Raw genomic sequence first — 23240 nt, forward strand, 5'->3', positions numbered from 1 at the left:
AAATGAAGTAAATCAGCTAGTCCATCACGAAAGCGGCTAGATAGACTTCCAAAGCATTTTCTTTTAAGATAGCAGAAAGAATCTTATAGGACTATAATTTAAAATTGAAATGAATGACCTGTATAATGATCATACCATTATTGAAGTAGTATAGGATACACGTCCATAAGGAGCGTGAAATTTTGATTTACGGAATCGGACATGATGTGTTAGAAATTGAGCGAATCTCAGAGGTAATACGCAGGGGACAGGGCAAGAAATTCAACCAGCGCATCCTAACGGAGCAAGAGTACCAGCTTGCTGAGCAACGAGGTGGAAGGTTGGCTGAGTTCGTAGCCGGGCGTTTTGCTGCCAAGGAAGCTGTTGTGAAGGCTTTAGGTTGTGGCATTGGTAATGTGGTTGGTTTTCAGGATATTGAGATATTACCTGGCCGCAAAGGTAAGCCGGAAGTAACCTTATCATGCGAAGCCTGGAGCAGACTAGATCTACCTGAAGGACAGAAGTATACCATTCATCTTACGATAACACATGGCCGTGATTTGGCTTCAGCTTTTGCGGTGGTGGAGGAGCTAGGTTCATGAATTGAACCGTGATTATAGAAGGGCAAGGAGAGTTACAATGAAACAACAAGAGCGACAGGATTTGCAGGAACGAGGAGAAAGACGAGAGTTAAAAAAAGGACAAGATCTGCAAGATCAAGATGAACGACCAAAACAGCTGGATTTTAAAGAAGGACAAGATAAACAAGATCAGGAGTTACGAGAGGCCAAGCAATATTTCAGTTATCATTTGCTGGAGTGGTATCAAGGGCAGAAGCGGGATTTGCCTTGGCGCAGGCACCGCAATCCTTATTATATTTGGATTTCTGAAATCATGCTGCAGCAGACAAGGGTAGATACGGTAATCCCTTATTTTAATCGTTTTATTGAACGCTTTCCGACGGTGGAATCACTCGCTGACGCCCCTGAAGAAGACGTGCTTAAGTGTTGGGAAGGCTTAGGGTATTATTCTCGCGCACGTAATATACAGCATGCAGCCAAGCAGGTAAAGGAGCTTTATGGTGGACAGGTGCCGAATGACCGTGATGCGGTGTTCAGTTTAAAGGGAGTGGGTCCTTACACAGCAGGGGCTATTCTCAGCATCGCGTTTAATCGGCCAGAACCAGCGGTAGATGGTAATGTAATGCGGGTGTTGTCCCGATACTTCCTCATCGAGGATGATATCGCTAAGGGACCCACCCGTGTGAAAATGGAGCGCCTGGCGGCTGAGCTGATCCCGGAGGGGGAAGCTGCCTCATTTAATCAGGCGCTTATGGAGCTAGGGGCGCTCGTATGCACCCCGAAATCACCGAGCTGCTTAACCTGCCCGGTGATGGAGCATTGCGCTGCGCGCCTGGCGGGCTGCGAGACTTCGCTGCCCGTCAAGACCAAGGCCAAGCCGCCGCGCCCAGAGGAGCGGCTGGCGGCCTTAATCGAGGGCCGCGGTACCCACGCGGGCCAAGTGCTCATCCGGCAGCGGCCACAAAGCGGGCTGTTAGCCCGCATGTGGGAGCTGCCGCACTGGCAGGCGCCGCCAGCGGAAGGCGGCGCTAAGAGCGCGCGGCTGCCGGAGGCCGCGGCGCTGGACCGGCTGCGCCGGTCACTGCGGCAGGCCGGGATCTCCGCCCGGCCTGAGGAGCACTGGATGGCTGCTGAGCATATCTTCAGCCATATTGTGTGGACCCTGCAGGTGTATCGCTGCAGGGAGGAGGACGCCCTTCCGCTGCCAATAGCGGCAGAAGGACGGGCAGCCTACACCGCGGATGCAGGCCTGTTCCCAGAGATGGACAGCAGCGTGCCCGTCGAGAGATTTGAGGACGGTAATGCTAGTCCAGAGGATGGCGGAGCTGTTCGCTGGATCAGCCGTGAGGACATGGCTAATTATGCGTTCCCTAATGTCTTCTTGAAGCTGCTGAATCTTTATTTCGATGAGCAGGAAGAGCTGGCGAAGTCGGGGAAGTAGCAGATTATCCGATGTAGCAGAAGAATGAGTTGTAAGAGAAGCAACTGATACATGAGAAGTGCCTGAAGTAAGTAAAGTACACTGAAGTCGATGAGTAAGAAACGCATCCAAAGTCTCTGGAGTAGGAAATATGTTAAATGCGTCGATTGCTAAGTGAGTTGATTGTCTTGATGCAGTTTGATGTGTTAAATGTGTTGAATATATAAGTTGTGTGTGAAGAGAGAGTGGCGTACGCATCTAAACATGATCACTTACCTCATCCCCGTGGTCAGTTTAAAGGGAATTCCTCCCTATAAACTGGCTGTGGGGATCTGTTTCTGATCTCTTTAGGGAAAAACTCCCTTTAATTTGGGTGAATATCTGAATTATGCTCCAATATGGATGATTTAGAGGGAGGATTTCCCTAATTACTCGTATTTAAGTGTTTATGAGCACAATTAGAGGGAGTTATTCCCTAATTAGAAGCAGAATGCCTCATTTAGGCGTCTTTCCAACAGCGGTACGATAAAGGGTAGTCTCGTTCCACACTCATTGATCTGCATTCAAGCGGGGTAAAAAAGCGATGTCCGAGGAGAAGATCTACCCTATTTGTTTCTAACGAACCCTGTTTCTAACGAACCTTTTTTTTAACAAACTGCTTCTAAACGAAATTAGTCTCAAACAAACTCTCTACACACCCACCCAAATAAACGACCCAAACACAAAAGAAGGTATCCCTTAGCCATAACGCTCGGAGATACCTTCTTTGTTTATACTTAGTTAAACGGTAAATCCACAGCCTTGAAGGCTATGACTTTATCCGTAATTAATTCCTTATTTCGCGCTTTCGTAACGTTTGCCAACTTCTTCCCAGTTTACTACGTTCCAGAACGCTTTGATGTAATCAGGGCGTTTGTTTTGGTAGTTCAGGTAGTAAGCGTGCTCCCATACATCAAGTCCGAGGATTGGAGTAGCACCTTCGCTGATTGGGTTGTCTTGGTTAGGTGTGCTTGTTACTGCCAGTTTGCCATCTTTAACAACTAGCCAAGCCCAGCCACTGCCGAAACGAGTAGTTGCTGCTGCTGCGAAATCTTCTTTGAATTTTTCGAATCCGCCCAGTTCGCTGTCAATAGCTGCTGCAAGTGCGCCAGTTGGTGCGCCGCCGCCGTTTGGTCCGATAACTTCCCAGAACAAGGTGTGGTTAGCGTGTCCGCCACCATTGTTACGAACAGCAGTGCGGATAGCTTCTGGTACAGCGTTCAGATCTGTAAGAAGTTCTTCGATGCTTTTGCTTTGCAATTCAGGTGCCTTTTCCAAAGCTGCGTTCAGATTAGTCACATATGTGTTATGGTGTCTATCATGGTGAATTTCCATCGTCAAAGCGTCGATGTGTGGTTCGAGTGCGTTGTTTGCATAAGGAAGTGCTGGTAATTGAAATGCCATGGAAAAATCCCTCCTGAGTATATTAGAATTTGTATAGATAAAGAACTTCGGCGGTTTATCGTCAAAATTCTTTATTGTTGATATGTACTATAGGGTATCTCCCAATAGGATACTTTAATTAAACAGTATCTGGATCAATAATGCAACACTAAACAAACATAAATGTTTATAAAGTATGATGGGAGTGTAAACAGAATCATCAATTGTATTTAAAATGTTAAAATAAAGAGCCGTCACCCCATAGACATAACTCTTTATAATTACCCTTATAATGAAACAATGAATCTTAGTCAAAATGTAAACGCTTGATATTAAGCGCTTTCAAAAGAAAAATGATGATATCACGAGAAAAGTGTGCTTTAATAGATTTAAAAGCAGGTATTCCTCGGTATTTGATGCTTTTTTTTATTTTCTCAATGTTAAGGGAACCCCTTCTTTTTGTTAAATTCATAAGCCATAGACAAGGGAGATTTTAAAGAATGCACGTTCGTTCCTTTCAATTAAGCGACGTTAGCCCTGTGACTGATTTGCTGCAAACAGCATTATCGGAAGAATGTTTCGAGAACACTATCGAGCCTTTCTCCAGGCAGCTTTCATGGGATTCAGATCTCATTGTAGTTGCGGAAGATGAAGAAGAAATTGTTGGAGCACTGATTGGTACGATTGAGAAAAACCACGGTTGTTATTTCCGGATTGCTGTACATCCTGATTATCGCCGCAGAGGAGTCGGTAGAAGTCTGGTATCGGCTATGGAATCCAGGTTTCAAGCTCGTAAGGTTAGTGGTATCTACGTAGCCGTCGATGAGCATAATTCTTTTGCATTGCCATTGTATGAAGCTATGGGATATAGCGAGAATCAAATTTTTAAATCTGTCCGGAAGCTGAGCATTGTTGGGTAATTTTGATCACTCAGATGCGTAAGCGGAAACATTTACTAAATAAAGAACTATAGTTGATGATATAGTCTGTTTCATTCATACTCAAGCGTATTTTCCAGAAGTCCATTACTAATGGCTGGGAGATATGCTTTTTTATTGTTATAATATCTGCAAGTATAGACATCAATAATTGAGAATAAGAGGTGACATATTGAGTCAGGAGTCCCAAGTAGAGTTCATGCGTAATCGGAAGCAAAGACATAGATCGTCCAGATCAAACAAAGGCTTTGGTGGTCGTTTGGCCGCGGAATTGAAGGATTGGTTGCTTACAGCGGTAGTTGTCTTTGCGGTAATGTCGGTTCTTAATATTTTTGTGTTCAATATATCAACGGTTAAAGGTCAGTCTATGCAGCCAACGCTTGTGGAAGGTGAGAGGCTCTTTATTAATAAGCTTTCATTGATGTTTGTAAACCCAAAACACGGGGATGTCGTCATTCTTCATGATCCTAGCACTGGACCAAGTCGGAAGGACTTTTTAGTAAAACGAGTCATTGGTATACCTGGAGATATCATAGAAGTGAAGGATCACCAGTTATATGTGAATGGAAAAATAGTGAATGAGCCGTATATAGATACCGAGATTGAAGACCCGGATTTCGCGGCGTTAACTGTGGAGAGCGGAAACTATTTTGTCATGGGAGATAACCGTCATGCTTCAGCAAGCAAAGATAGTCGTTATTTCGGCTCCATCCCACAGGACATGATTGTAGGCAGGGCGGATTATATCTGGTGGCCGCTGTCTAAACTGAAAGGGTTATAAGAATTTTATCGATAACATGAAAAGGAGAAGGCGGAAATGAACAATACATTTCAGTCACCGTATGCACCCCCGCCTTCCAAGTGGGCACAGCTTAAAGCGGAGATTCAGGAGGCTGCGACGTCACTCGGTATTGATGATATCGGGTTTACTACAGCAGAGCCTTTTTTATATCTGAAAAATATTTTGCAAGACCACCGAGACAAAGGATATGAATCTGGTTTCGAGGAACCGGATCTGGATAAAAGGACAATCCCCGCTCTGAGCTCTGGGGACAAGCCCTTATCTATTATTTCAATTGCTGTGGCCTATCCTTCCAAAATGGAGAATCCTCCGAAGTCTGAGCCAGGTGCACGAAGAGGTATTCTCGCCAGAGCATCATGGGGCAGGGATTATCATCATGTGCTGAGGGAGGCCTTAAGTAAGCTAGAGGACTTTATTCATGAACGTGTACCGGAGGCTGTGCTGGAAAGTATGGTCGATACCGGTGTACTGGTAGATAGAGCGGTAGCGGAAAGAGCGGGGATAGGCTTCAGCGGCAAAAACTGTTCTATCATCTCACCCAAATGGGGATCTTGGATTTATCTAGGGGAGATGGTTACGAACATTCCTTTTGCTCCGGATGAGCCTGTTGAGGAAGGCTGCGGGGAGTGTACCAAGTGTATTGATGCTTGTCCAACCGGTGCACTGGTGGGGCCGGGTCAGCTTAACGCGCAGGCTTGTATTTCTTTTCTGACGCAGACCAAAGGATTTCTGAGTGATGAATACATGACCAAGATTGGCAACCGTCTATACGGCTGTGACACCTGCCAGATTGTATGTCCCAAGAATCGAGGGAAGAACTGGAATCATCGCCCTCAGATGCTGCCTGATCCTGAGATCGTGAAGCCATTGTTAATGCCAATCCTGGATCTTAGCAACCGTGAATTCAAAGAGAGATTCGGAAATAGCTCTGCTGCCTGGAGAGGCAAAAAGCCGATGCAACGAAATGCGATCATCGCTCTCGGTAATTTCAAGGAAGTAGAAGCGGTGCCAAAGCTAACAGAAATTGTTCTGAAAGAGCCGCGGCCTGAGATGCGAGGCACTGCTGCTTGGGCGCTGGGACGCATCGGTGGTGAGGAGGCTCTAGCTGCTGTTGAATCGGCTTTAGAGCGCGAAGAGCATGACACGGTAAAAGAAATGCTGAGCCGGGCGCAGGATGTGCTCCTTACTGCGAAGCAGGCACGAGAGGACAACGATGTTTAATGAAGGAAAAAGATCATAGACAGGTTGCATATTCCCAATTGCTGTCCAGTTCTCGAAATGCTATGATAGATTCGCGCGCCATATGGCGATGCAGACAATAGAGTGTAGAGGTGGGCTTTAGATGAATATCGCATTACCTATTATTACATTGGTCGTAGGTCTCATCGGTGGATTTTTTATCGGTGTGTATTATCTGCGCAGACAAATGACAACTATGCAGAATGATCCTGAAATGCTGCAAAAGGTTGCGAAACAAATGGGTTATAACCTGAATGGGAAACAAATGCAACGTGCCCAACAGATGATGAAGAATCAGAACCAGACAGGCGCCCGACCAGGAGCAGCTAAAGGGAATAAACGTAGAAGTAAGTAACCGGGTCCGGATAGAAATTATACGGGTGCGGAAGGGGGAGACATCATGGGGAACATCAATGAATACGTGAACGGTAAAGTATCAGAGAACCGTGAGCAAATCGAGTATCACGTTGAGAAAATATTAGAATTAATCGGTGAAGATACCGGCCGCGAGGGACTGCTTGAAACACCAGCGCGTGTTACGCGGATGTACGAGGAGATATTCGGCGGTTATTCGATAGATCCCCGCGAGGCGCTCGGTGTTACTTTTGATGAGTCTCATGAAGAGCTAGTGATCGTGAAGGATATCGTCTATTACAGCCAATGTGAGCATCACATGGCTCCTTTCTTCGGTAAAGTGCATATTGGATACATTCCGAGCGGACGGATTGCTGGACTCAGCAAATTAGCTCGCCTAGTTGAAGCAGTGAGTCGGCGTTTGCAGGTTCAAGAGCGCATTACGACGCAAATTGCGGATATTATGACGGAGGTACTAAGCCCTCACGGCGTTATGGTCGTTGTGGAAGGTGAACATCTTTGTATGTGCGCACGTGGAGTGAAGAAGCCAGGAAGTAAGACGGTAACCATGTCTACTAGAGGGGTCTTCCGGGAGGATGCCGCCGCTCGTGCGGAGTTTCTGAGCTTGATTAAAGAATAGTATATAGAGGTGTCTATACCTCGAAATTAGAAGGACCCATCATTCACTTTTTGTGAACGATGGGTCCTTTTGGGTCAATATAAGCGAATAGAAGTGATGTCTTCTACGAAGTGGTAAGAGATCAGTAAGGCTTCCATGCCAGTTTACTGGCAGCCGCATAACGCTCTGACACATATGGCCAGTTGACGACCTTCCACCAATCGTTAATATAATCCGCACGATTATTCTGATGTTTCAGATAGTAGGCATGTTCCCATACATCCAAGGCCAAGAGCGGAACAACGTCCCATTGCGATAAATTTTGATGTTTTTCCGCAGTGAGAATTTCTAGTCTATGGCTACGTGGACTCCAGACGAGAATGGCCCAGCCGCCACCTTCTACTTTATTCGCAGCTTCGGTGAACTGTTTCTTGAAGCTGTCATAGCTTCCAAAGCTTTGTTCTATAGCTTCTAGTAAAGCACCTGTTGGGCGGCCCCCGCCTTGCGGAGACATCACGTTCCAAAAGATCGTGTGAAGATAGTGGCCTGCACCATTAAAGGCTAATTCTCTCTCCCAATGCTTAACGAGATCGAAGTCACCGTTCTTACGGGAATCTGCTAATTTAACTTCAGCCTTGTTTAATCCATCTACATAACTTTGATGGTGCTTATCATGATGAATTCTCATCGTCTTTTCGTCAATATAAGGTTCTAGTGCATTATAGGCGTAAGGCAAGGGAGGTAGCGTATGGCCGCCAATGGGTACCGCGTCGTTTTTATCGCGGATATCAGGAACAGTGTCAGTAAAAGTAGAGAATCCATCATTCCGCATAGTATCGTCTGTATCGATGTTTACGACATAATCCTCTGTGTAATCACGCATGACTTGTGAAAGCTTTCCGGGCGAGCTGAGTGTCTGCAGTACGGCTAAGAAGTATTCTGATTCGCGAATAATATGCAGAATCACAGTAGTTGCAAGGGGGACGGCTTTGACCGCTGCGCTACTCTCCATGATGGCAAAGAGCTGCCGGACGAACTCTTGGGATTGATTGCAGGAGATATGTAGCAGTTTCTCCGTTTCCGCAGTGAGTTCTGCCTGTGGCGGAGGAGAAGCGGAAAGGGCAGCATTCAATAGCTGCTGTGCCGTCTGCTCAGTTGCACCAAAAACAACGGCCCATTCATCGAGGAGTTTCACATAAGGGTCCTCTAATTTAGGTACGATCGCTTTGATGACTTCGGTATGCTCTTTCTCTTGTGTTTTCCAAAATACGATTTCTTCCAGAATACGTACTGGCAGCATCGGCCCGTATACATATAGCATGCCAAGAAAACCTCCCGTGATATGTCTTTATCAGTCCATTATATGAACGGTCTTGGAAGGTTATGAAGAACATAAACTTAGAGTGCCTCTTTGGCTTCTTTCTTTCCTGGGGATGAAAACAGCCTCTTCCTAGGGCGCGTTCTTTCTGTCCCTGGAAGAGGCTGTTTGTATGGTTATTAACGCTTAGTTAATTACTTGCCATCGCTGGCTGATCGCCATTATTATTTTTAGCCAGATGGACATTCCCTAAAAAAGCGGAGACCCGCCGCAAATACTCACGGGGATGCTCGCGGAACAACAGCTCATGATGACTACCCTCGATGATCCAGGAATCAGAGAACGGATTGTTCTGATTTGCTGCTAGTTCTTCGGCAATAGGATAAGGGGCTTTATCGTCTTTGGTTCCATGCATGAAAAGGATAGGGAAAGGATAATCTTTGGATTTAACCTTTGCATAAGGAATCTGATCTAGTCCCGTACCGTTCAGTACCGGGAACAGCATTTCCATGATCGCCAGGGAAGGCTGGCGTGGCAGATCGATATTCTGCTTAATATTATGATACAGCGTGTCTGGTTCTAGCAAAAAGGTACTGTCCAGAATCATCGCGTCGATGTCCTCAGATACTAATCCTGCCTGCAGTGCTGTGCCAGCCCCCATGGAGAAGCCCCAAACAACGAGCTCTTTAGCCCCACGTTCCTTCGCGAAATCAATGGCGCCTAGAAGCTGCTGGGATTCTTTTTTGCCGCCGGTTGCAATATCCTTATTACCTTGGGCAGCAAATCCGTAATCAAACATTACGACATTGAAATTCAGACTGTGTGCATAGTGAGCGAGATCGTACATAGGTACCCAAGACTCTTCGCGGTTGGCACCATAGCCATGACTGAATACGATAGTCTTAGTGGCATCCTTGGCTGGAATATACCAGCCGTTCATCAGGCGACTGCCATCCTTAGCTGGGAAGGTTACATCCTCGTAGGCGAGGCCTTTGGCCATCATAGGATTGGAGTACAGTGGCGCGACGGTTGGATTGGATAGCACCCAAGCGATGTAGCCATGAAGCGAGACAAAACAAAATGCTAAAAAGAAAAATATAGATAATAGCAATGCAACGATAATATGCTTAACACGGATCATCCGCAGCGATAGTCGTGATGAACTGCCCTGTTTAGGTAGTTTAGGACGACGGGAGACTGACGTGCCGGCTCGGCTGGTTGTCAGATCCATAAGGTCCCCTCCTAAGTATGATGTGAGTACTAGTGCCTAGGATAATTTGTCGAAAATGATACTAAAGCATTAGTATATTTAATATGTTTATCGTAAGTTGAAGCACTTACAAAGTCAATGAATTGGACCGTTTTGTAATGTAACTGTAAAGTGCGGACCAGTCTTTTTCGGCTCAGTGAATATACTGGACTTTCCGTAGAGTTTTGCACTAAGATAGAGTTAGTTATAATGTAACCGCGTTTCATTTGATGAAACACGAAGGGGGATTACTGTGGAGGACCGAAAGCTTACGGTACGCGCGGTAGAACGTGCGCTTGATATATTACTTTGTTTTACGCAGGACAGAGATTTAGGGTTAACGGAGATCGCATCAAAGATTGACTTACATAAGAGTACAGTCCACAGATTGCTGGCAACACTAGAGGAAAAGGGCTTTCTTATTCGCAATCCGGCGACAGAAAAATATAGGTTGGGTATACGAATCTGGGAGTTGTCTACGCATCTGCCTGCTTTTGACGAGTCGGCAGCGGTATTGCTGCCATCTATGGAACGGCTGAGAGATCGACTCGGAGAGACGGTCAGCCTTTACTTACGGGATGGTATTGAACGCGTACGTATTCAGGCGGTACAGAGCCAGCAAGCGATTCGTAGAGTTGCACAGATCGGTGCGAGGCTGCCATTATCCGTAGGGGCGTCGAGTAAGGTGTTAGCAGCGTATGCACCACCTGAGGTGTTGAGAGAGCTGCTGGAGAGTTCGGAGTGGCCGGATTACGTTGAGAAGAGTGTATACAAAGATCAGCTTAATGAGATCATCCGGCTGGGGTATGCCACGAGTTTCGAAGAACGTGAGTCTGGTGCGGCCGCTGTGGCGGTACCAGTCACAGGCCGTAGTGGAAATGTGATTGCGGCGTTATCGCTGTCAGGGCCGGTCAGCCGCCTGTCTAGGGACACGTTAGTAGAGTATGCCGCCATCTTGAAGGAAGCAGCAAGTGAAATGGGCATGATGATTCCATAGCCCAACATGAGAAAAACGGCCAGTCTCCGGATGATCGGAGGCTGGCCGTTTAATATCCAAATATAATAAGACAAGGGAGTGTCTCTAGCCTTAATGGCCAGAGGGCACTCCCTTGTGCGTCTTGCGATAAACCTATTCTACCGATACAGCCGAAGAATCTGTGGCATCCGCCAGCATTTGACGAAGTACAGTTTGTAGAATACCACCATTGCGATAGTAATCAATATCAACCGTACTGTCGAGGCGTGCTGTGACAGGGAAATCGAACTGAGTACCGTCTTCACGGGTAGCGGTAACAGTTAGATCTTGGCTTGGCGTCACCTCGTTATCGAGACCTGTAATGTTGAAGGTCTCACGTCCGGTCAGTCCCAAGCTGCTCCAGCCGTGGCCTTCCTGGAATTGCAGAGGAAGCACACCCATACCAACCAGATTGCTGCGGTGAATCCGCTCAAAGCTCTCAGCGATAACAGCTTTAACACCCAACAGAAGCGTGCCCTTGGCAGCCCAGTCACGTGAGCTTCCTGTGCCGTATTCTTTACCGGCGATAACGATGAGATTCTGTCCAGCGTCCTGATACAGCATGGAAGCGTCATAGATGGACATGACTTCATCGCTTGGCAGGAAGGTTGTAACTCCGCCTTCTGTACCTGGAGCTACTGCGTTACGAATCCGAATATTAGCGAATGTACCACGCATCATGACTTCATGATTTCCGCGGCGTGAGCCGTAGGAGTTGAAGTCTGCACGTTCTACACCATGATCGCGTAAATATTCGCCGGCAGGACCAGAGGTAGAGATATTACCTGCAGGTGAGATATGGTCGGTCGTTACGGAGTCAGCAAGCAACGCCAGAACGCGTGCATCCTTGATATCCTTGATGTCTCCCAGACCGTCTGCCAGATGCTCAAAGAATGGCGGATTCTGAATATACGTGGAATTATCATCCCACTCATACAGTTCGCCTTGTGGAACAGGGATAGAATTCCAACGTTCATTAGCAGTGAATACATTCTCGTATTTACGACGGAACATCTCCGGACTAAGGGAGAGGCCGATTGCTTCACGAATTTCAGCAGTAGTTGGCCAAATATCCTTCAGGAATACTGGTTCACCTTGTGGATCAAATCCGAGCGGTTCAGTCTGTAAATCGATATTTACAGTGCCAGCCAGTGCGTAAGCAACTACGAGCGGCGGTGAAGCCAAGTAGTTGGCTTTGACCTGAGCATGTACGCGGCCTTCAAAGTTACGGTTACCGGAGATTACAGCAGCTACGGTCATATCGTTATCAGTGATGGCTTGGCTAACCTCTTCAGGCAATGGACCGGAGTTACCGATACAAGTAGCACAGCCATATCCCGCCAAGTAGAAGCCCAGTGCTTCGAGTGGCTTCAGCAAGTCTGCTTTTTCCAAATATTCAGTAACAACCAATGATCCTGGAGTCAAGCTGCTCTTAACGTATGCTGGTTTGGTCAGACCACGTTCCACAGCTTTTTTCGCCAAAAGACCTGCACCTAGCATAACGCTAGGGTTGGAAGTATTCGTACAGCTTGTAATCGCTGCGATCACGACCGCGCCTGTGCTTAGCTTGCTTTTGGTGCCATTTTTATGTTCTATTTCTACAGCTTGGGCGATTTTCTCATCGCTGAGACCGTAACCGCCTTTGTCTACAGGTGTACGGATAATACCTTCGAAATTTTCTTTCATATGCGTAAGTTCGATCCGGTCTTGCGGACGTTTTGGTCCAGCCAAGCTTGGAACGACAGAAGCTAGGTCAAGTTCAATTACATCGCTGAACTCAGGATCTGGCGTATTCGAAGTGCGGAACATGCCTTGTGCTTTGTAATAAGATTCAACGAGTTCTACCAGATCATCTGGACGACCTGTGCTGCGAAGATAAGCAAGTGTCTCTTCATCTACAGGGAAGAAACCGATCGTTGCTCCGTATTCTGGCGCCATGTTAGCAACCGTTGCCCGGTCAGCAAGACTGATGTTAGCAAGACCAGGACCGTAGAATTCGACGAATTTGCCGACTACGCCCTTTTTACGCAACATTTCAGTCACTGTCAGAGCCAAGTCTGTTGCTGTAGCCCCTTCGATAAGACTGCCTGTAAGCTTGAAGCCCACTACATCTGGTGTAACAAAATAGAGCGGTTGTCCGAGCATACCTGCTTCAGCTTCAATACCGCCTACACCCCAGCCCACAACACCAAGTCCATTGATCATCGTAGTGTGGGAGTCCGTTCCAACAAGGGAATCTGGATAAACGACAGTTTCACCATCGATAGTTTTAGTGGTGGCTACGGAAGCCAAATACTCCAAATTCACCTGATGCACGATACCGGTAGCTGGAGGAACTGCACGGAAGTTATTGAAAGCGGTCTGTGCCCAGCGAAGGAAACGGTAGCGTTCCTCGTTGCGCTCAAACTCCACGTTCATATTGTATTCCAAAGCGTCTGCCGTACCGAAAGCATCAACCATAACAGAGTGGTCAATTACAAGGTCAACGGGAACGAGAGGGTTAATCTGTTTAGGATCTCCGCCGGCTTTCTTTACGGTGTCACGCATAGCTGCCAGATCTACGACTACCGGAACACCGGTAAAGTCCTGAAGTACGATACGAGCAGGGATAAACGGAATTTCTTTATTGCGATCAATGTCGCCTGACCAATCAGCCAATTGTTTCACATGTTCTTCTGTAATCGCCCGTCCGTCAAATTGACGAACAGCCGCCTCAAGTAATACTTTGATCGAGAAAGGAAGGGAAGAGATAGAGCCCAATCCTTGTTCCTCAAGGGAGTTAAGATCATAATAGCGATAAGATTTGCCACCTGATTCCAGGGTGCGGGCCAACGAGAAATGATCCTTGCTTGGCATATGTGCGCCTCCTTGTTTCATCTATTGAAACTCAATTTCACATTGCATGTTATTTAATTATAACGGTTACAAAGAGGGGAGTAAAGTTTTTTTTCCTATATATAAAGCCCGAATATCGCATCTCAGAAACCATTTAGAGTTACCTCTAAAACGTAAGCTATAAGCAAAGCATATGCCCTACCATGTAAATTGAAGCGATCTGTATAGCGGCCTGTTTCCTTTCATATACATAGAGCAGCAGTTAAAAGGGAATGAAGGGGTGCGAGTATAATGGAACAACAGTGGAAGCAGAGTCTATATGTATATGTAGATCAAGTGAATAAGGCCAAGGTGGAACCTAAGTCCTCATCGCAAACAGTTTCCGTATCCGTTAAAGATCCACGTTTTCTGGTGGAGCAAGGGGAACGTTCACGCCGTATCGCTGAATGGTATACCGCTCGTGGGATCACTCCGCTGCGTGGGGAAACAGGTGTAAAGACTTTACGGACCGTCCGGCAGACTCCGACTGAGGTGGTAGCAGAGGTTACGCTGCATAGTGCACTCTATTATGAAAAAGGAGGCGTTAACCACCGCGAGGATAGGGTTGAGCTGGAGCGGCTGACCTTTGTGCGGGACGGAGGGGGTTGGGAAATCGCTGCTATAGAACGAACCATTCCCGAAAGGAATACAGTTCATAGAGCTGAGGTGGAGTTATCAGGCAGGTTGTCCAAATGGGGGGAAGCTTTGCCTGCTCCGCTGCCATCACAGCCCCTTCTAAACCGGAATATTCTTGGTGAGATCTCGGGCTCAAGAGAGGTTCGCTACAACCGTGAAGAAGCGGTGGCTTATGCCGATCGTTGGTGGAAAGACGGGAATCCGGAGTTCGAAACATTTGAGGTAGATTGTACGAATTATGTCTCCCAATGCCTCTTTGCAGGGGGCGCGCCTATCAACTATACTGGTAAAAGAGAAACGGGTTGGTGGTACAAAGGCTACCAAGGAAAACAAGAATGGTGGAGTTATAGCTGGGCTGTATCAGACAGTCTGCAGCGCTATTTGAGCGTTAGCCGGAGCAGTGGCTTGCGTGCGGAAGTCATGGAGCGGCCGGAGCAATTGATGCTGGGCGATATCATTCAATATGACTGGGATGGTAACGGGCAATATCAGCACAGCACGATCGTCACAGCCTTTGATGCTGGTGGCATGCCGCTTGTGAATGCACGTACAGTTAGCAGTCGTCATCGCTTCTGGGACTATCGTGATTCCTACGCATGGACGGATCAAACGAAATACCGTTTTTTTCATATTAACGACTATTTATAAGACAGAAAGAGGTTATAAAGGTATGGGGAACGCAAAACTAACCGTAGGGCTGGTGTACGGGGGCAAATCCGGAGAACATGAGGTATCTTTACAGACGGCTTTTGCCGTGATGAACTCATTTGATTACGATAAATATGAGATTATCCCGTTTTATATTTCAAAACAGGGCTTGTGGAAAGTCGGAGAGACGTTATCGGCACCTTATAGTGAGGTAGAGCAGCTCAAGCTTTCAGATGCAACGGAAGATATGGGCACAGCCCTGAATGTAGTATTTAGTGGACTATCCGGTGCGGATAAAGCGGTGGACGTTATGTTCCCACTGCTGCACGGCACGTATGGCGAGGACGGAACAATTCAAGGGTTGTTCGAAATGGCGAATATTCCTTACATTGGGGCTGGTGTTCTTGCCTCTTCGGCAGGGATGGATAAGGTTGTTATGAAGAAGCTATTCGCTGATGCAGGTCTGGATCAATGTGAATATTGTTATTTTAACATCAGCGCTTGGAAAAGAAAAAGCCATGAGTTGATTGTGGGTGTAGAGGATAAACTGGGATATCCAGTATTCGTAAAGCCTGCTAATCTGGGCTCAAGTGTAGGTATTTCTAAGGCTTCTGATAAGGAAAGTCTTGTAAAAGCTATAGATTTCGCCTTCCGTTATGACACCAAAGTCATTATTGAGGAATTCGTGGATGCTCGTGAGGTAGAGGTCGGTGTGCTCGGAAATGATGAGCCAGAGGCCTCTGTTCCGGGTGAAATCGTTTCTTCTGGAGAATATTATGACTACGCAGCTAAATATACGGACGGTAAATCGCAAATGATGATTCCTGCGCCAGTAGATTCTGAAGTTGCTGATCGTTTGCGAGAGTCCGCGATAACCGCTTTTAGAGCGATTGAGGGTAGCGGGATTACCCGGGCGGACTTCTTCCTGCGGAGATCGGATGGTAAAATTCTAATTAACGAAGTGAATACGATGCCTGGCTTCACTCCTTACAGCATGTATCCGCTATTGTGGCGTGAGACAGGTGTATCCTATAGAGCTCTGTTAGACCGTATGATTGAGTTAGCTTTAGAGCGCTATAATTTCAAACAAGGTCTTAAGTATGATAACGAGTAATTGAAGCTACTAGCGGGTTCATCCCGACTGGAAAGGGGCGACAAAATATGGGTTTTCAAACTGAATTCAATTCCGTCTGTAAGTTCAAGAATGAACAAGAGCTGTACGAGCTGCTGGAGTATGGGCGTACCAAAATGGTGAAGCAGGGCTTTCGCGTGTATCCGACGGGTCAGAAGGTGATTGCCTACACACCTGAGAATGTAGCTGTAGCGATCGTCAAAATCTCAGCCTCGATTGCAGAGATTAATTTTCAGGGGCATGAGGTTACAGCGGTCGAAATGGAACTCGTGCGTAAATTGAATGAAGAAGAATCAAAAGTGCAAACTGCACTAGCAGATGAAATGTTTTTTGGAGCGCAGGGATGATTGTCCGTTTTGGATATGTAGCGATGTCCACCGTTATCAAAGACTGCTCACCATCCAAGACTATGACGATGGCCTCCTTCAAGAAGCTGGATGACCGTGAAGCGGCACTTCGGCGTTTGGAGAACCTCGCTCGGATGAATCTGCACAATACGCTGCGACTAATGAAGCATAATGTGGGTTCGGACATCTTCGTGTACCGTCTCACTTCCAAGTTGATTCCTCTGGCGACGCATCCTGATTTACAGGATTGGAATCCGTTTGCTGCGCTCGCTGAGGAATTCGCGGAAGTGGGGCAATATGTGAAAAAGCATGGGATGCGGGTGTCTTTTCATCCAGATCACTTTACAGTGCTTAGTACACCCCGTCCTGAGGTGCTAGTAAGTTCCATCCGGGATTTGCAGCACCACACGGACATGCTAAATGCTATGGGACTTCCTGCCATGGCGAAGAACAATATTCATATTGGCGGAGCCTATGGGGACAAGCCGGTGGCAGCCAAGCGGTTTGAGAAGCATTTCCGCGAGCTACCAGCAGCGCTGCAGGCACGTATTACGCTGGAGAATGATGATAAGACCTTCACAGCCCCGGAGACACTGGCAGTCTGCCAGAACGTAGGCCTGCCGATGGTGCTGGATATTCACCATCAATGGGTGAATAATGAAGGAGAGCTCCCTTGGGAGCTGTGGCCTGATATTCAGCAGACATGGCGAAGCGAGCTTGCGCAGAAGGATGTTCCGTCTGGAGAGCTTTTCCCGCCTAAGATTCATGTATCTAGTCCGCGCAGTCCGTCTGATCCACGCAGCCATGCAGATGGTGTGGAGCCTGCGCCATTAGTAGCTTTTTTAAAGCGGATAGCTGCAGATACCCCTGCTATTGATGTTATGATTGAGGCAAAACTTAAAGATGGTGCGTTATTTGGATTGATGGAAGCAATGAAGGAGCTGGCTGATGCCGGTAACGGAATTTCTGTATTAAATGGGGCAAGTGTGAATATCGAACCTTAAACAATGAAAATAAGGCGATAGGTCCCGAATACGGGCCCTATCATGACTTGATATGTAACTTGAAATAGGGTACGTTGAATGAAACTTTATTACGATTAACATTCAAGGGATCATAGAAATGGGTATCCCTTATGGCGGAACTTTGAGAACGTTTTGGCGTATTGAACGGTATTGTGAATAGGATTGCTTTAAATTTCATGCCAATGGCGATTATGTTCAAGGAAGCGGAGTGAAGATATGAGTCCTTTAAAACCAGAGGGTAAGAAAGAACGTGAACCCTATGTAGTAACAAGCAAGGGACATACGGCGGTAGCCATTAATGCTGCTGCCAAAGCAGGAGAATGGATAAAAAGCAGACAGGGCCTGGTGAAGGAACTTAATACAAAGACATCAGCACAGGATCTGGTCACGGAAGTAGATAAAGGCGTTGAACAGATGATTCGCAGGTTGATCCTGACACATTATCCAGATCATGCGATCCTCGGTGAGGAAGGCGTTTCCCCGGGAGCAGCAGCAGCAACCGCTGCATTGGAAGAAGCTCGTGAGCATGAATATCTGTGGATTGTAGATCCTGTAGATGGTACGACAAATTTTGTACACGGATTTCCTTTTTACTGTGTCTCCATTGCTTTAGTGATTCGTGGAGAATTAACGGTGGGGGTAATTTACGATCCGATTCGTGATGAAATGTTCGTTGCAGAAAAAGGTAAGGGAGCCTACATGCATGGTGTTCCTACCGCAGTCTCTACAGAGGACGTTTTTGGAGACAGCTTGATTGCAATGGGCTTTCCACCGGACCGTGAATTTGCGCAACCTGTGAATATGGCAGGACTGCAGAGCATTCTTCCGCAGATTCGTGGTATTCGTGCAGGAGGTTCAGCAGCTCTACACTTGGCTTATGTGGCAGCAGGTAGAGTAGATGGATACTGGGAAGTAGGCTTAAGCCCTTGGGATTGTGCAGCAGGAGTGCTGCTAGTGCTTGAATCAGGGGGCAGAATTACGGATACGCTTGGGCGTCCATACGATATTGGCACTCGTCATATAGTAGCAAGTAATGGTCATATTCACGAATATTTGGTTTCGTCACTGAAGAATGCTGAAGCAACAGGATATAAGCTTTAGGGAGGACGATGCATCATGAGCGAGAAGGATGATCTGGAACGCAAGCTAAGCGAAATGTTGGTTGATGGTGAGATGGAACAGGGTGACCGTATAGCTAAAGAAATCCGTGAGATCTCTCCGAAGTATGAAATTCGTATCCAGACCACAATGGATCCTATTGTGGAGGAGACGCTGCGGTATCGTAAGATTGGACATGAACTAGACGATCGTTATGATAAATATCTGGAACGTGCCGGGAAACATTTGAATTCACAAGAGGATTCAAATAAAGAATAAGACATTCGTTTCTAGCTGTGATAATAATTGTGATGTTCAGAGCGGTTTCCCGAATATGGGAGGCCGCTCTTTTGCGTTGCTATCAGGGATGGTAGAATGAGAATTAGAACATTTTGGGAGGGATACGATGCTAAGTAAGTGGAGAAGAATTTTAGCAGCTAGCACAAGCAGTATGCTTTTGTTATCTGTGCTGATTGGCGTAGGTGCCGGATCGGCAAATGCAGCTGACACGTCTACAACACAAGATGCAAGTCAGGATGTCTTTCGCATCGTAGCTCTTGGCGATTCGATTACTGCCGGATACGAGCCGGGAATGACGGATGTGAATACCAAGCCTTACGGTTATGCGGAGCGACTACTGGAGCAGGGGTGGTATCATGGCCGGAGCGAGCTTACCAATTATGGTATTCTTGGATTGACCACTGCTGGATTACGTAATTACACTGGAGCCATCAAGGACGGCTCAGCGATTACCGCTGAAGGTATTCAGTCAGGTCTTCCAGATCCGCGGATTGACCAATTCGTAAAGTTAACCCCGCAGATCGCATCAGAGCTGAAGGAAGCCGATCTGATTACGATTACAATTGGCGGGAATGATGTAAGCCGTCTTTTCTTACAGGTGAAGGAGCTGACAGATACAGATTTTGAATCTCAGCTGGAGCAGAAGCTAGCGGATTACAATACGAATGTGAAGGCGAGTCTTGAGAATATTCGTGCGATAAATCCTCAAGCAACAATTATATTGGCTGACCAATACCAGCCTGCTCCTAAGATCGCTCTTGGTGCGATGTACACTAAATTGATGACCGCAGCAGCGAAATTTACGGATTCGGCAGATCGTGTGGCTGCAAGTATGAATCAAGAGGGAGCAAAGGTAGTAGTAGCTCATGTAGCGGCAAAGTTTGCCGGCTCAGAGGGATCACTCACACATATTATCGGGGCAGGACAAGCGGATTTTCACCCTACGCAGCTTGGATACGAGACCATTGCAAAAGTATTTGCTGAATTACAATGGGGGGAATACCGCATTCCCACTGTAGCGGTGATGGCTACGGATACTGTACCGATGTCGATTGTTGTAAAGGGTGTGGAGTTAAATACGCCGAATAAGCCCATCCTTAAGAATGGTCAGAACTTCTTGGCGCTTAAAGATATTCTAAATGCCGTAGGCGCTAATGGAAAGTGGGATAATAAGACCTCCAGTGCTACTATTGAATACGGTGGCCGGACGGTTGTAATCACGATCGGTAGCAAATTTATTAAGGTGAATGGACAGAATGTAGCCATTGATACCCCTGCTTTTCTGCAAAAGGTAGGCAAAGAAGATAAAACTTATCTTCCCCTTGCCGCATTGGCGACCGGACTTGGATTTGATGTTAATTATAGTAGCAAACTGCGAACGGCTTTCATAAATCCATAAATCTGCATACTATATCATAGGTATTTTAAATTAAGCCCGTAAGGCAAAGGTGGATGGAATATTGTCTAGTTCAAAATTTAGTGCTGAATATATCATCACTATGGATGATATTGTACGGGAAGGTCATCCCGTACTTCGTACCGTAGCTCAACCAGTGGAGCTTCCTCTACAGGAGGAGGATCGTGAGACTCTGCAATGTATGCTTCAGTTTCTGAAGAACAGCCAGGACCCGGAGATTTCCGAAGAATACAATTTACGCTCTGGCGTAGGTCTGTCGGCGAATCAAATCGGACTGTTGAAGCGTATGTTCGTGATGTATTCTACGGACGAGAGAGGGAGGATTGTAGAGCATGCTTGGGTTAACCCTAAGATCATCAGTCACTCACTAACCATGGTGTACTTACCGGAGAGCGAGGGGTGTCTGTCCGTTGATCGGCCGGTGCATGGTTTTGTACCTCGTTATGAATCTGTGAAGGTAAAGGGATATGATCTTGAGGGGAAGGAAGTGGTCCTTAAATTTAAGGGCTACCAAGCCATCATTATCCAGCATGAGATTGATCATCTCGATGGGATCATGTTCTACGACCGAATCAACAAGGAAAATCCATTCAAGCTTCCTCAGGGAGTGGAAATCCGTAACTTGTACGAGTAAAAGAAAATCTCTGAATCATAAAGCGTGTGGTCTTGCAGCATAAAGCTGAGGGGTACATGCTTTTTTTTGCTATCTGCAAGATTGAAAGATTTCGAATATTTTACAAATTAATCCACAGGAGGTACCATATAGCTAATGGGTAGAAAGTAACTTTATTATAAGAAGGAGGTTATTAAATGGGTTGGGGTAGAATGCCAATAAGAGGCGTGGTCAACGAATATAATGATGAGGTTAAGAAGATTGATGAGCAGATTTTGACTCTGATTCAGGAACGTAAAGCTATAACAGGCAAAAAACGGTTCTCCCCCGAAAGTGAGCTCCTTGAGGAATGGTCAACTAGATTCGAGATGGACACTTCTCAGATTGTACAGTATATACACAGTCTGAATGAGGCTGTGCCCAGACGGAAATATTGGGAAGAGCCTGGTTTACTGCTCGGCGTACTTCCAATTGTGAAGCGGACAGTCCTCGAAGATTGCGAGTATACACTTACACATGCTATGCAGTATGAAACGCTCAGTATAGTTACTGTGGAGATTAAGTATTTAAAAGAAACAGTGGAGCACGTTCATCTTAGACCCGCTCTATCATTGGAGATTTTGAGCGAGGCAGCCTATGAAATCCAGCAGCATGGAGGTCACGGAGGGGGAGCTCATACACAAATGCAGTTCTTGGTCTCGCCACCGCTGCCAGCGGATCTGGATACGGTTCAATTTGCCTTAATACCCGGAGGAGACCAAATGTTTCGACCTACCATGACAGAGATTATATTGGACAAGCAAATTGACTTCGAATAGTGCCTATGCAAAAAAACCTACCACCAGAAGCTTGGTGGTAGGTTTTAGTATGTTTAGTGGCTGTTAATAACGTCTTATTTCTCAGCCGCCATAGCGCGGAATGAATCTTCTGCTGCAATCAGCGTAGCGTCGATATCTGCATCGGTATGTGCTGTCGTTAGGAACCAAGCTTCATATTTCGAAGGGGCGAGGTTAATCCCTCGGTTCAACATGTGACGGAAGAAGCTACCGAACAATTCGCCATCTGTATCCTGTGCCTCATCGTAATTCGTAACTGGATGCTTACAGAAATGAGTAGAGAATGAACCACGGATGCGGTTGATCGTCAGTGGAATGCCATGACGGTCAGCGGATTCCTGAAGACCGCCGACAAGGCGGATCGCAAGCCGTTCCATCTCATCATATACGCCTTCTGCGCTCAGCACTTCCAGACAGGCGATCCCTGCGGAAATGGAAGCAGGATTTCCCGCCATTGTTCCCGCTTGGTATGCCGGTCCTAGTGGGGCTACTTGTTCCATCACATGCTTACGTCCGCCGTACGCGCCGATCGGTAGACCGCCACCGATGATTTTGCCGAGTGCTGTAAGGTCAGGAGTAATGTCTTCATGGTTATCCAGTCCTGCATATGTCTGTGTGGAACCATAGTGGAAGCGGAAGGCCGTAATGACTTCGTCATAAATAACAAGTGAGCCGTTAGCATGAGCCAGCTTGCAGAGCCCTTCGAGGAATCCCGGCTTCGGCATCACCATACCGAAATTACCGACGATCGGTTCAACCATTACAGCGGCGACATCTTCGCCCCATTTTTCTAGTGCCTCTTGCAGGCTTTCCAGATCATTAAAAGGAACAGTGATTACTTCCTGTGCAATACTGCTAGGAACGCCGGCACTATCTGGAATGCCAAGCGTAGAAGGCCCGGATCCTGCTGCTACGAGCACTAGATCAGAGTGGCCGTGATAACAGCCAGCGAATTTTACGATTTTGCTGCGCTTTGTATAAGCACGAGCGACACGAATGGTAGTCATAACCGCTTCTGTGCCGGAATTGACAAACCGGACTTTATCCATAGACGGAATAGCTTCTTTAAGCATTTTAGCAAGCTTAATTTCGAGCTCTGTTGGGGTTCCGTAAAGAACACCATTCTCAGCTGCAGTGGTAATTGCCTTCGTTATATGTGGGTGAGCATGGCCGGTAATGATCGGTCCATAGGCTTGGAGATAGTCGATATATTCATTGCCATCTACATCCCAGAAGTGAGATCCGCTGGCACGTTTCATAAATACAGGTGCTCCGCCTCCAACGGCTTTAAAAGAGCGGGAAGGGCTATTTACACCTCCAACGATATGTTGAAGGGCTTCGTGATAAAGTTGCTCAGATGTGGAACGATTCATAATGT

At 46.7% G+C, this 23240-nt stretch carries 21 protein-coding genes and 1 pseudogene; 17 read left to right on the plus strand and 5 right to left on the minus strand.

From position 1 onward, the window contains the following. Window positions 1-182: 182 nt before the first annotated feature. Entirely contained in the window at window positions 183-581 is a 399-nt protein-coding gene (gene acpS / locus ACFWMP_RS30020; RefSeq protein WP_042184650.1) for a holo-ACP synthase, read from the plus strand. 37 nt (window positions 582-618) lie between these two features. Then, window positions 619-2001 carry an A/G-specific adenine glycosylase gene (gene mutY / locus ACFWMP_RS30025; RefSeq protein ID WP_379425997.1) on the plus strand — a complete coding sequence of 461 codons (1383 nt, stop codon included), beginning with the start codon at window positions 619-621 and terminating at the stop codon, window positions 1999-2001. An 813-nt stretch (window positions 2002-2814) separates the two neighbouring features. On the opposite strand, the gene ACFWMP_RS30030 is transcribed toward mutY, so the two are convergent. Beyond that, window positions 2815-3423 carry a superoxide dismutase gene (locus ACFWMP_RS30030; RefSeq protein WP_042184652.1) on the minus strand — a complete coding sequence of 203 codons (609 nt, stop codon included), beginning with the start codon at window positions 3421-3423 and terminating at the stop codon, window positions 2815-2817. Between the two features lie 479 nt (window positions 3424-3902). Here ACFWMP_RS30030 and ACFWMP_RS30035 point away from each other — a divergent pair, with 479 nt between their 5' ends. From ACFWMP_RS30035 to folE, 5 genes and pseudogenes are all read left to right on the plus strand, one after another. Then, complete coding sequence (locus ACFWMP_RS30035) at window positions 3903-4322, plus strand: GNAT family N-acetyltransferase (protein ID WP_036676822.1); 420 nt, start codon at window positions 3903-3905, stop codon at window positions 4320-4322. 190 nt (window positions 4323-4512) lie between these two features. Then, on the plus strand, window positions 4513-5121 hold the full coding sequence (lepB, locus tag ACFWMP_RS30040; RefSeq protein ID WP_042184655.1) for a signal peptidase I: 609 nt from the start codon (window positions 4513-4515) through the stop codon (window positions 5119-5121). Between the two features lie 36 nt (window positions 5122-5157). Further along, window positions 5158-6348, plus strand: a pseudogene (gene queG, locus ACFWMP_RS30045) (tRNA epoxyqueuosine(34) reductase QueG); the annotation flags it as partial. A gap of 136 nt (window positions 6349-6484) precedes the next feature. Further along, window positions 6485-6736, plus strand: a complete 252-nt coding sequence (locus tag ACFWMP_RS30050; RefSeq protein WP_042123938.1) for a YneF family protein — start codon at window positions 6485-6487, stop codon at window positions 6734-6736. 45 nt (window positions 6737-6781) lie between these two features. Next, window positions 6782-7375 carry a GTP cyclohydrolase I FolE gene (gene folE, locus ACFWMP_RS30055; protein ID WP_042123940.1) on the plus strand — a complete coding sequence of 198 codons (594 nt, stop codon included), beginning with the start codon at window positions 6782-6784 and terminating at the stop codon, window positions 7373-7375. Between the two features lie 121 nt (window positions 7376-7496). Here the strand turns inward: folE and ACFWMP_RS30060 are convergent, their stop codons facing one another. Both ACFWMP_RS30060 and ACFWMP_RS30065 read right to left on the minus strand, forming a co-directional pair. Continuing rightward, window positions 7497-8675: a Fe-Mn family superoxide dismutase gene (locus ACFWMP_RS30060; RefSeq protein ID WP_379426001.1), complete on the minus strand. Its 1179-nt coding sequence runs from the start codon at window positions 8673-8675 to the stop codon at window positions 7497-7499. A 187-nt stretch (window positions 8676-8862) separates the two neighbouring features. Next, window positions 8863-9903, minus strand: a complete 1041-nt coding sequence (locus ACFWMP_RS30065; RefSeq protein ID WP_042184661.1) for an alpha/beta hydrolase — start codon at window positions 9901-9903, stop codon at window positions 8863-8865. A 271-nt stretch (window positions 9904-10174) separates the two neighbouring features. Here ACFWMP_RS30065 and ACFWMP_RS30070 point away from each other — a divergent pair, with 271 nt between their 5' ends. Next, window positions 10175-10918 (plus strand): IclR family transcriptional regulator, encoded by a 744-nt coding sequence (locus tag ACFWMP_RS30070; protein WP_042184662.1) that lies wholly within the window; start codon window positions 10175-10177, stop codon window positions 10916-10918. A 132-nt stretch (window positions 10919-11050) separates the two neighbouring features. Here the strand turns inward: ACFWMP_RS30070 and acnA are convergent, their stop codons facing one another. Further along, window positions 11051-13792: an aconitate hydratase AcnA gene (gene acnA, locus ACFWMP_RS30075; protein WP_042184665.1), complete on the minus strand. Its 2742-nt coding sequence runs from the start codon at window positions 13790-13792 to the stop codon at window positions 11051-11053. A 270-nt stretch (window positions 13793-14062) separates the two neighbouring features. On the opposite strand from acnA, the gene ACFWMP_RS30080 reads away from it, so the two are divergent. From ACFWMP_RS30080 to ACFWMP_RS30120, 9 genes are all read left to right on the plus strand, one after another. Further along, window positions 14063-15094: an amidase domain-containing protein gene (locus ACFWMP_RS30080; protein WP_081951017.1), complete on the plus strand. Its 1032-nt coding sequence runs from the start codon at window positions 14063-14065 to the stop codon at window positions 15092-15094. A 22-nt stretch (window positions 15095-15116) separates the two neighbouring features. Next, window positions 15117-16208: a D-alanine--D-alanine ligase gene (locus ACFWMP_RS30085; RefSeq protein ID WP_076285873.1), complete on the plus strand. Its 1092-nt coding sequence runs from the start codon at window positions 15117-15119 to the stop codon at window positions 16206-16208. Window positions 16209-16255: 47 nt separating this feature from the next. Next, on the plus strand, window positions 16256-16573 hold the full coding sequence (locus ACFWMP_RS30090; protein WP_042123954.1) for a hypothetical protein: 318 nt from the start codon (window positions 16256-16258) through the stop codon (window positions 16571-16573). Beyond that, on the plus strand, window positions 16570-17577 hold the full coding sequence (gene uvsE / locus ACFWMP_RS30095; RefSeq protein WP_339244634.1) for a UV DNA damage repair endonuclease UvsE: 1008 nt from the start codon (window positions 16570-16572) through the stop codon (window positions 17575-17577). The genes ACFWMP_RS30090 and uvsE overlap by 4 nt, the downstream gene beginning before the upstream one ends. A gap of 237 nt (window positions 17578-17814) precedes the next feature. Further along, window positions 17815-18699: an inositol monophosphatase family protein gene (locus tag ACFWMP_RS30100; RefSeq protein WP_042184672.1), complete on the plus strand. Its 885-nt coding sequence runs from the start codon at window positions 17815-17817 to the stop codon at window positions 18697-18699. Between the two features lie 15 nt (window positions 18700-18714). Continuing rightward, complete coding sequence (locus tag ACFWMP_RS30105) at window positions 18715-18975, plus strand: hypothetical protein (protein WP_076285870.1); 261 nt, start codon at window positions 18715-18717, stop codon at window positions 18973-18975. Window positions 18976-19102: 127 nt separating this feature from the next. Further along, window positions 19103-20395, plus strand: coding sequence for a stalk domain-containing protein (locus tag ACFWMP_RS30110; protein ID WP_339800188.1), 1293 nt, complete (start codon window positions 19103-19105; stop codon window positions 20393-20395). A 100-nt stretch (window positions 20396-20495) separates the two neighbouring features. Continuing rightward, window positions 20496-21047 (plus strand): peptide deformylase, encoded by a 552-nt coding sequence (gene def / locus ACFWMP_RS30115; protein WP_042193240.1) that lies wholly within the window; start codon window positions 20496-20498, stop codon window positions 21045-21047. Between the two features lie 176 nt (window positions 21048-21223). Next, on the plus strand, window positions 21224-21844 hold the full coding sequence (locus tag ACFWMP_RS30120) for a hypothetical protein (protein WP_339244640.1): 621 nt from the start codon (window positions 21224-21226) through the stop codon (window positions 21842-21844). Between the two features lie 74 nt (window positions 21845-21918). On the opposite strand, the gene ACFWMP_RS30125 is transcribed toward ACFWMP_RS30120, so the two are convergent. Next, on the minus strand, window positions 21919-23235 hold the full coding sequence (locus ACFWMP_RS30125) for a glutamate-1-semialdehyde 2,1-aminomutase (protein ID WP_339244643.1): 1317 nt from the start codon (window positions 23233-23235) through the stop codon (window positions 21919-21921). Between the last annotated feature and the right edge of the window lie 5 nt (window positions 23236-23240).

This window comes from Paenibacillus sp. NPDC058367 (genome assembly GCF_042723305.1).
Taxonomy (GTDB): Bacteria; Bacillota; Bacilli; order Paenibacillales; family Paenibacillaceae; genus Paenibacillus_AQ.

Bases quoted from the DNA above. Each gene is read 5' to 3' on its own strand.
- mutY (WP_379425997.1), top strand. From the start codon at position 619: ATGAAACAACAAGAGCGACAGGATTTGCAGGAACGAGGAGAAAGACGA.
- ACFWMP_RS30030 (WP_042184652.1), bottom strand. From the start codon at position 3,423: ATGGCATTTCAATTACCAGCACTTCCTTATGCAAACAACGCACTCGAA.
- ACFWMP_RS30035 (WP_036676822.1), top strand. From the start codon at position 3,903: ATGCACGTTCGTTCCTTTCAATTAAGCGACGTTAGCCCTGTGACTGAT.
- ACFWMP_RS30050 (WP_042123938.1), top strand. From the start codon at position 6,485: ATGAATATCGCATTACCTATTATTACATTGGTCGTAGGTCTCATCGGT.
- folE (WP_042123940.1), top strand. From the start codon at position 6,782: ATGGGGAACATCAATGAATACGTGAACGGTAAAGTATCAGAGAACCGT.
- ACFWMP_RS30060 (WP_379426001.1), bottom strand. From the start codon at position 8,675: ATGCTATATGTATACGGGCCGATGCTGCCAGTACGTATTCTGGAAGAA.
- ACFWMP_RS30065 (WP_042184661.1), bottom strand. From the start codon at position 9,903: ATGGATCTGACAACCAGCCGAGCCGGCACGTCAGTCTCCCGTCGTCCT.
- acnA (WP_042184665.1), bottom strand. From the start codon at position 13,792: ATGCCAAGCAAGGATCATTTCTCGTTGGCCCGCACCCTGGAATCAGGT.
- ACFWMP_RS30080 (WP_081951017.1), top strand. From the start codon at position 14,063: ATGGAACAACAGTGGAAGCAGAGTCTATATGTATATGTAGATCAAGTG.
- ACFWMP_RS30085 (WP_076285873.1), top strand. From the start codon at position 15,117: ATGGGGAACGCAAAACTAACCGTAGGGCTGGTGTACGGGGGCAAATCC.
- ACFWMP_RS30090 (WP_042123954.1), top strand. From the start codon at position 16,256: ATGGGTTTTCAAACTGAATTCAATTCCGTCTGTAAGTTCAAGAATGAA.
- uvsE (WP_339244634.1), top strand. From the start codon at position 16,570: ATGATTGTCCGTTTTGGATATGTAGCGATGTCCACCGTTATCAAAGAC.
- ACFWMP_RS30100 (WP_042184672.1), top strand. From the start codon at position 17,815: ATGAGTCCTTTAAAACCAGAGGGTAAGAAAGAACGTGAACCCTATGTA.
- ACFWMP_RS30105 (WP_076285870.1), top strand. From the start codon at position 18,715: ATGAGCGAGAAGGATGATCTGGAACGCAAGCTAAGCGAAATGTTGGTT.
- ACFWMP_RS30110 (WP_339800188.1), top strand. From the start codon at position 19,103: ATGCTAAGTAAGTGGAGAAGAATTTTAGCAGCTAGCACAAGCAGTATG.
- def (WP_042193240.1), top strand. From the start codon at position 20,496: ATGGATGATATTGTACGGGAAGGTCATCCCGTACTTCGTACCGTAGCT.
- ACFWMP_RS30120 (WP_339244640.1), top strand. From the start codon at position 21,224: ATGGGTTGGGGTAGAATGCCAATAAGAGGCGTGGTCAACGAATATAAT.
- ACFWMP_RS30125 (WP_339244643.1), bottom strand. From the start codon at position 23,235: ATGAATCGTTCCACATCTGAGCAACTTTATCACGAAGCCCTTCAACAT.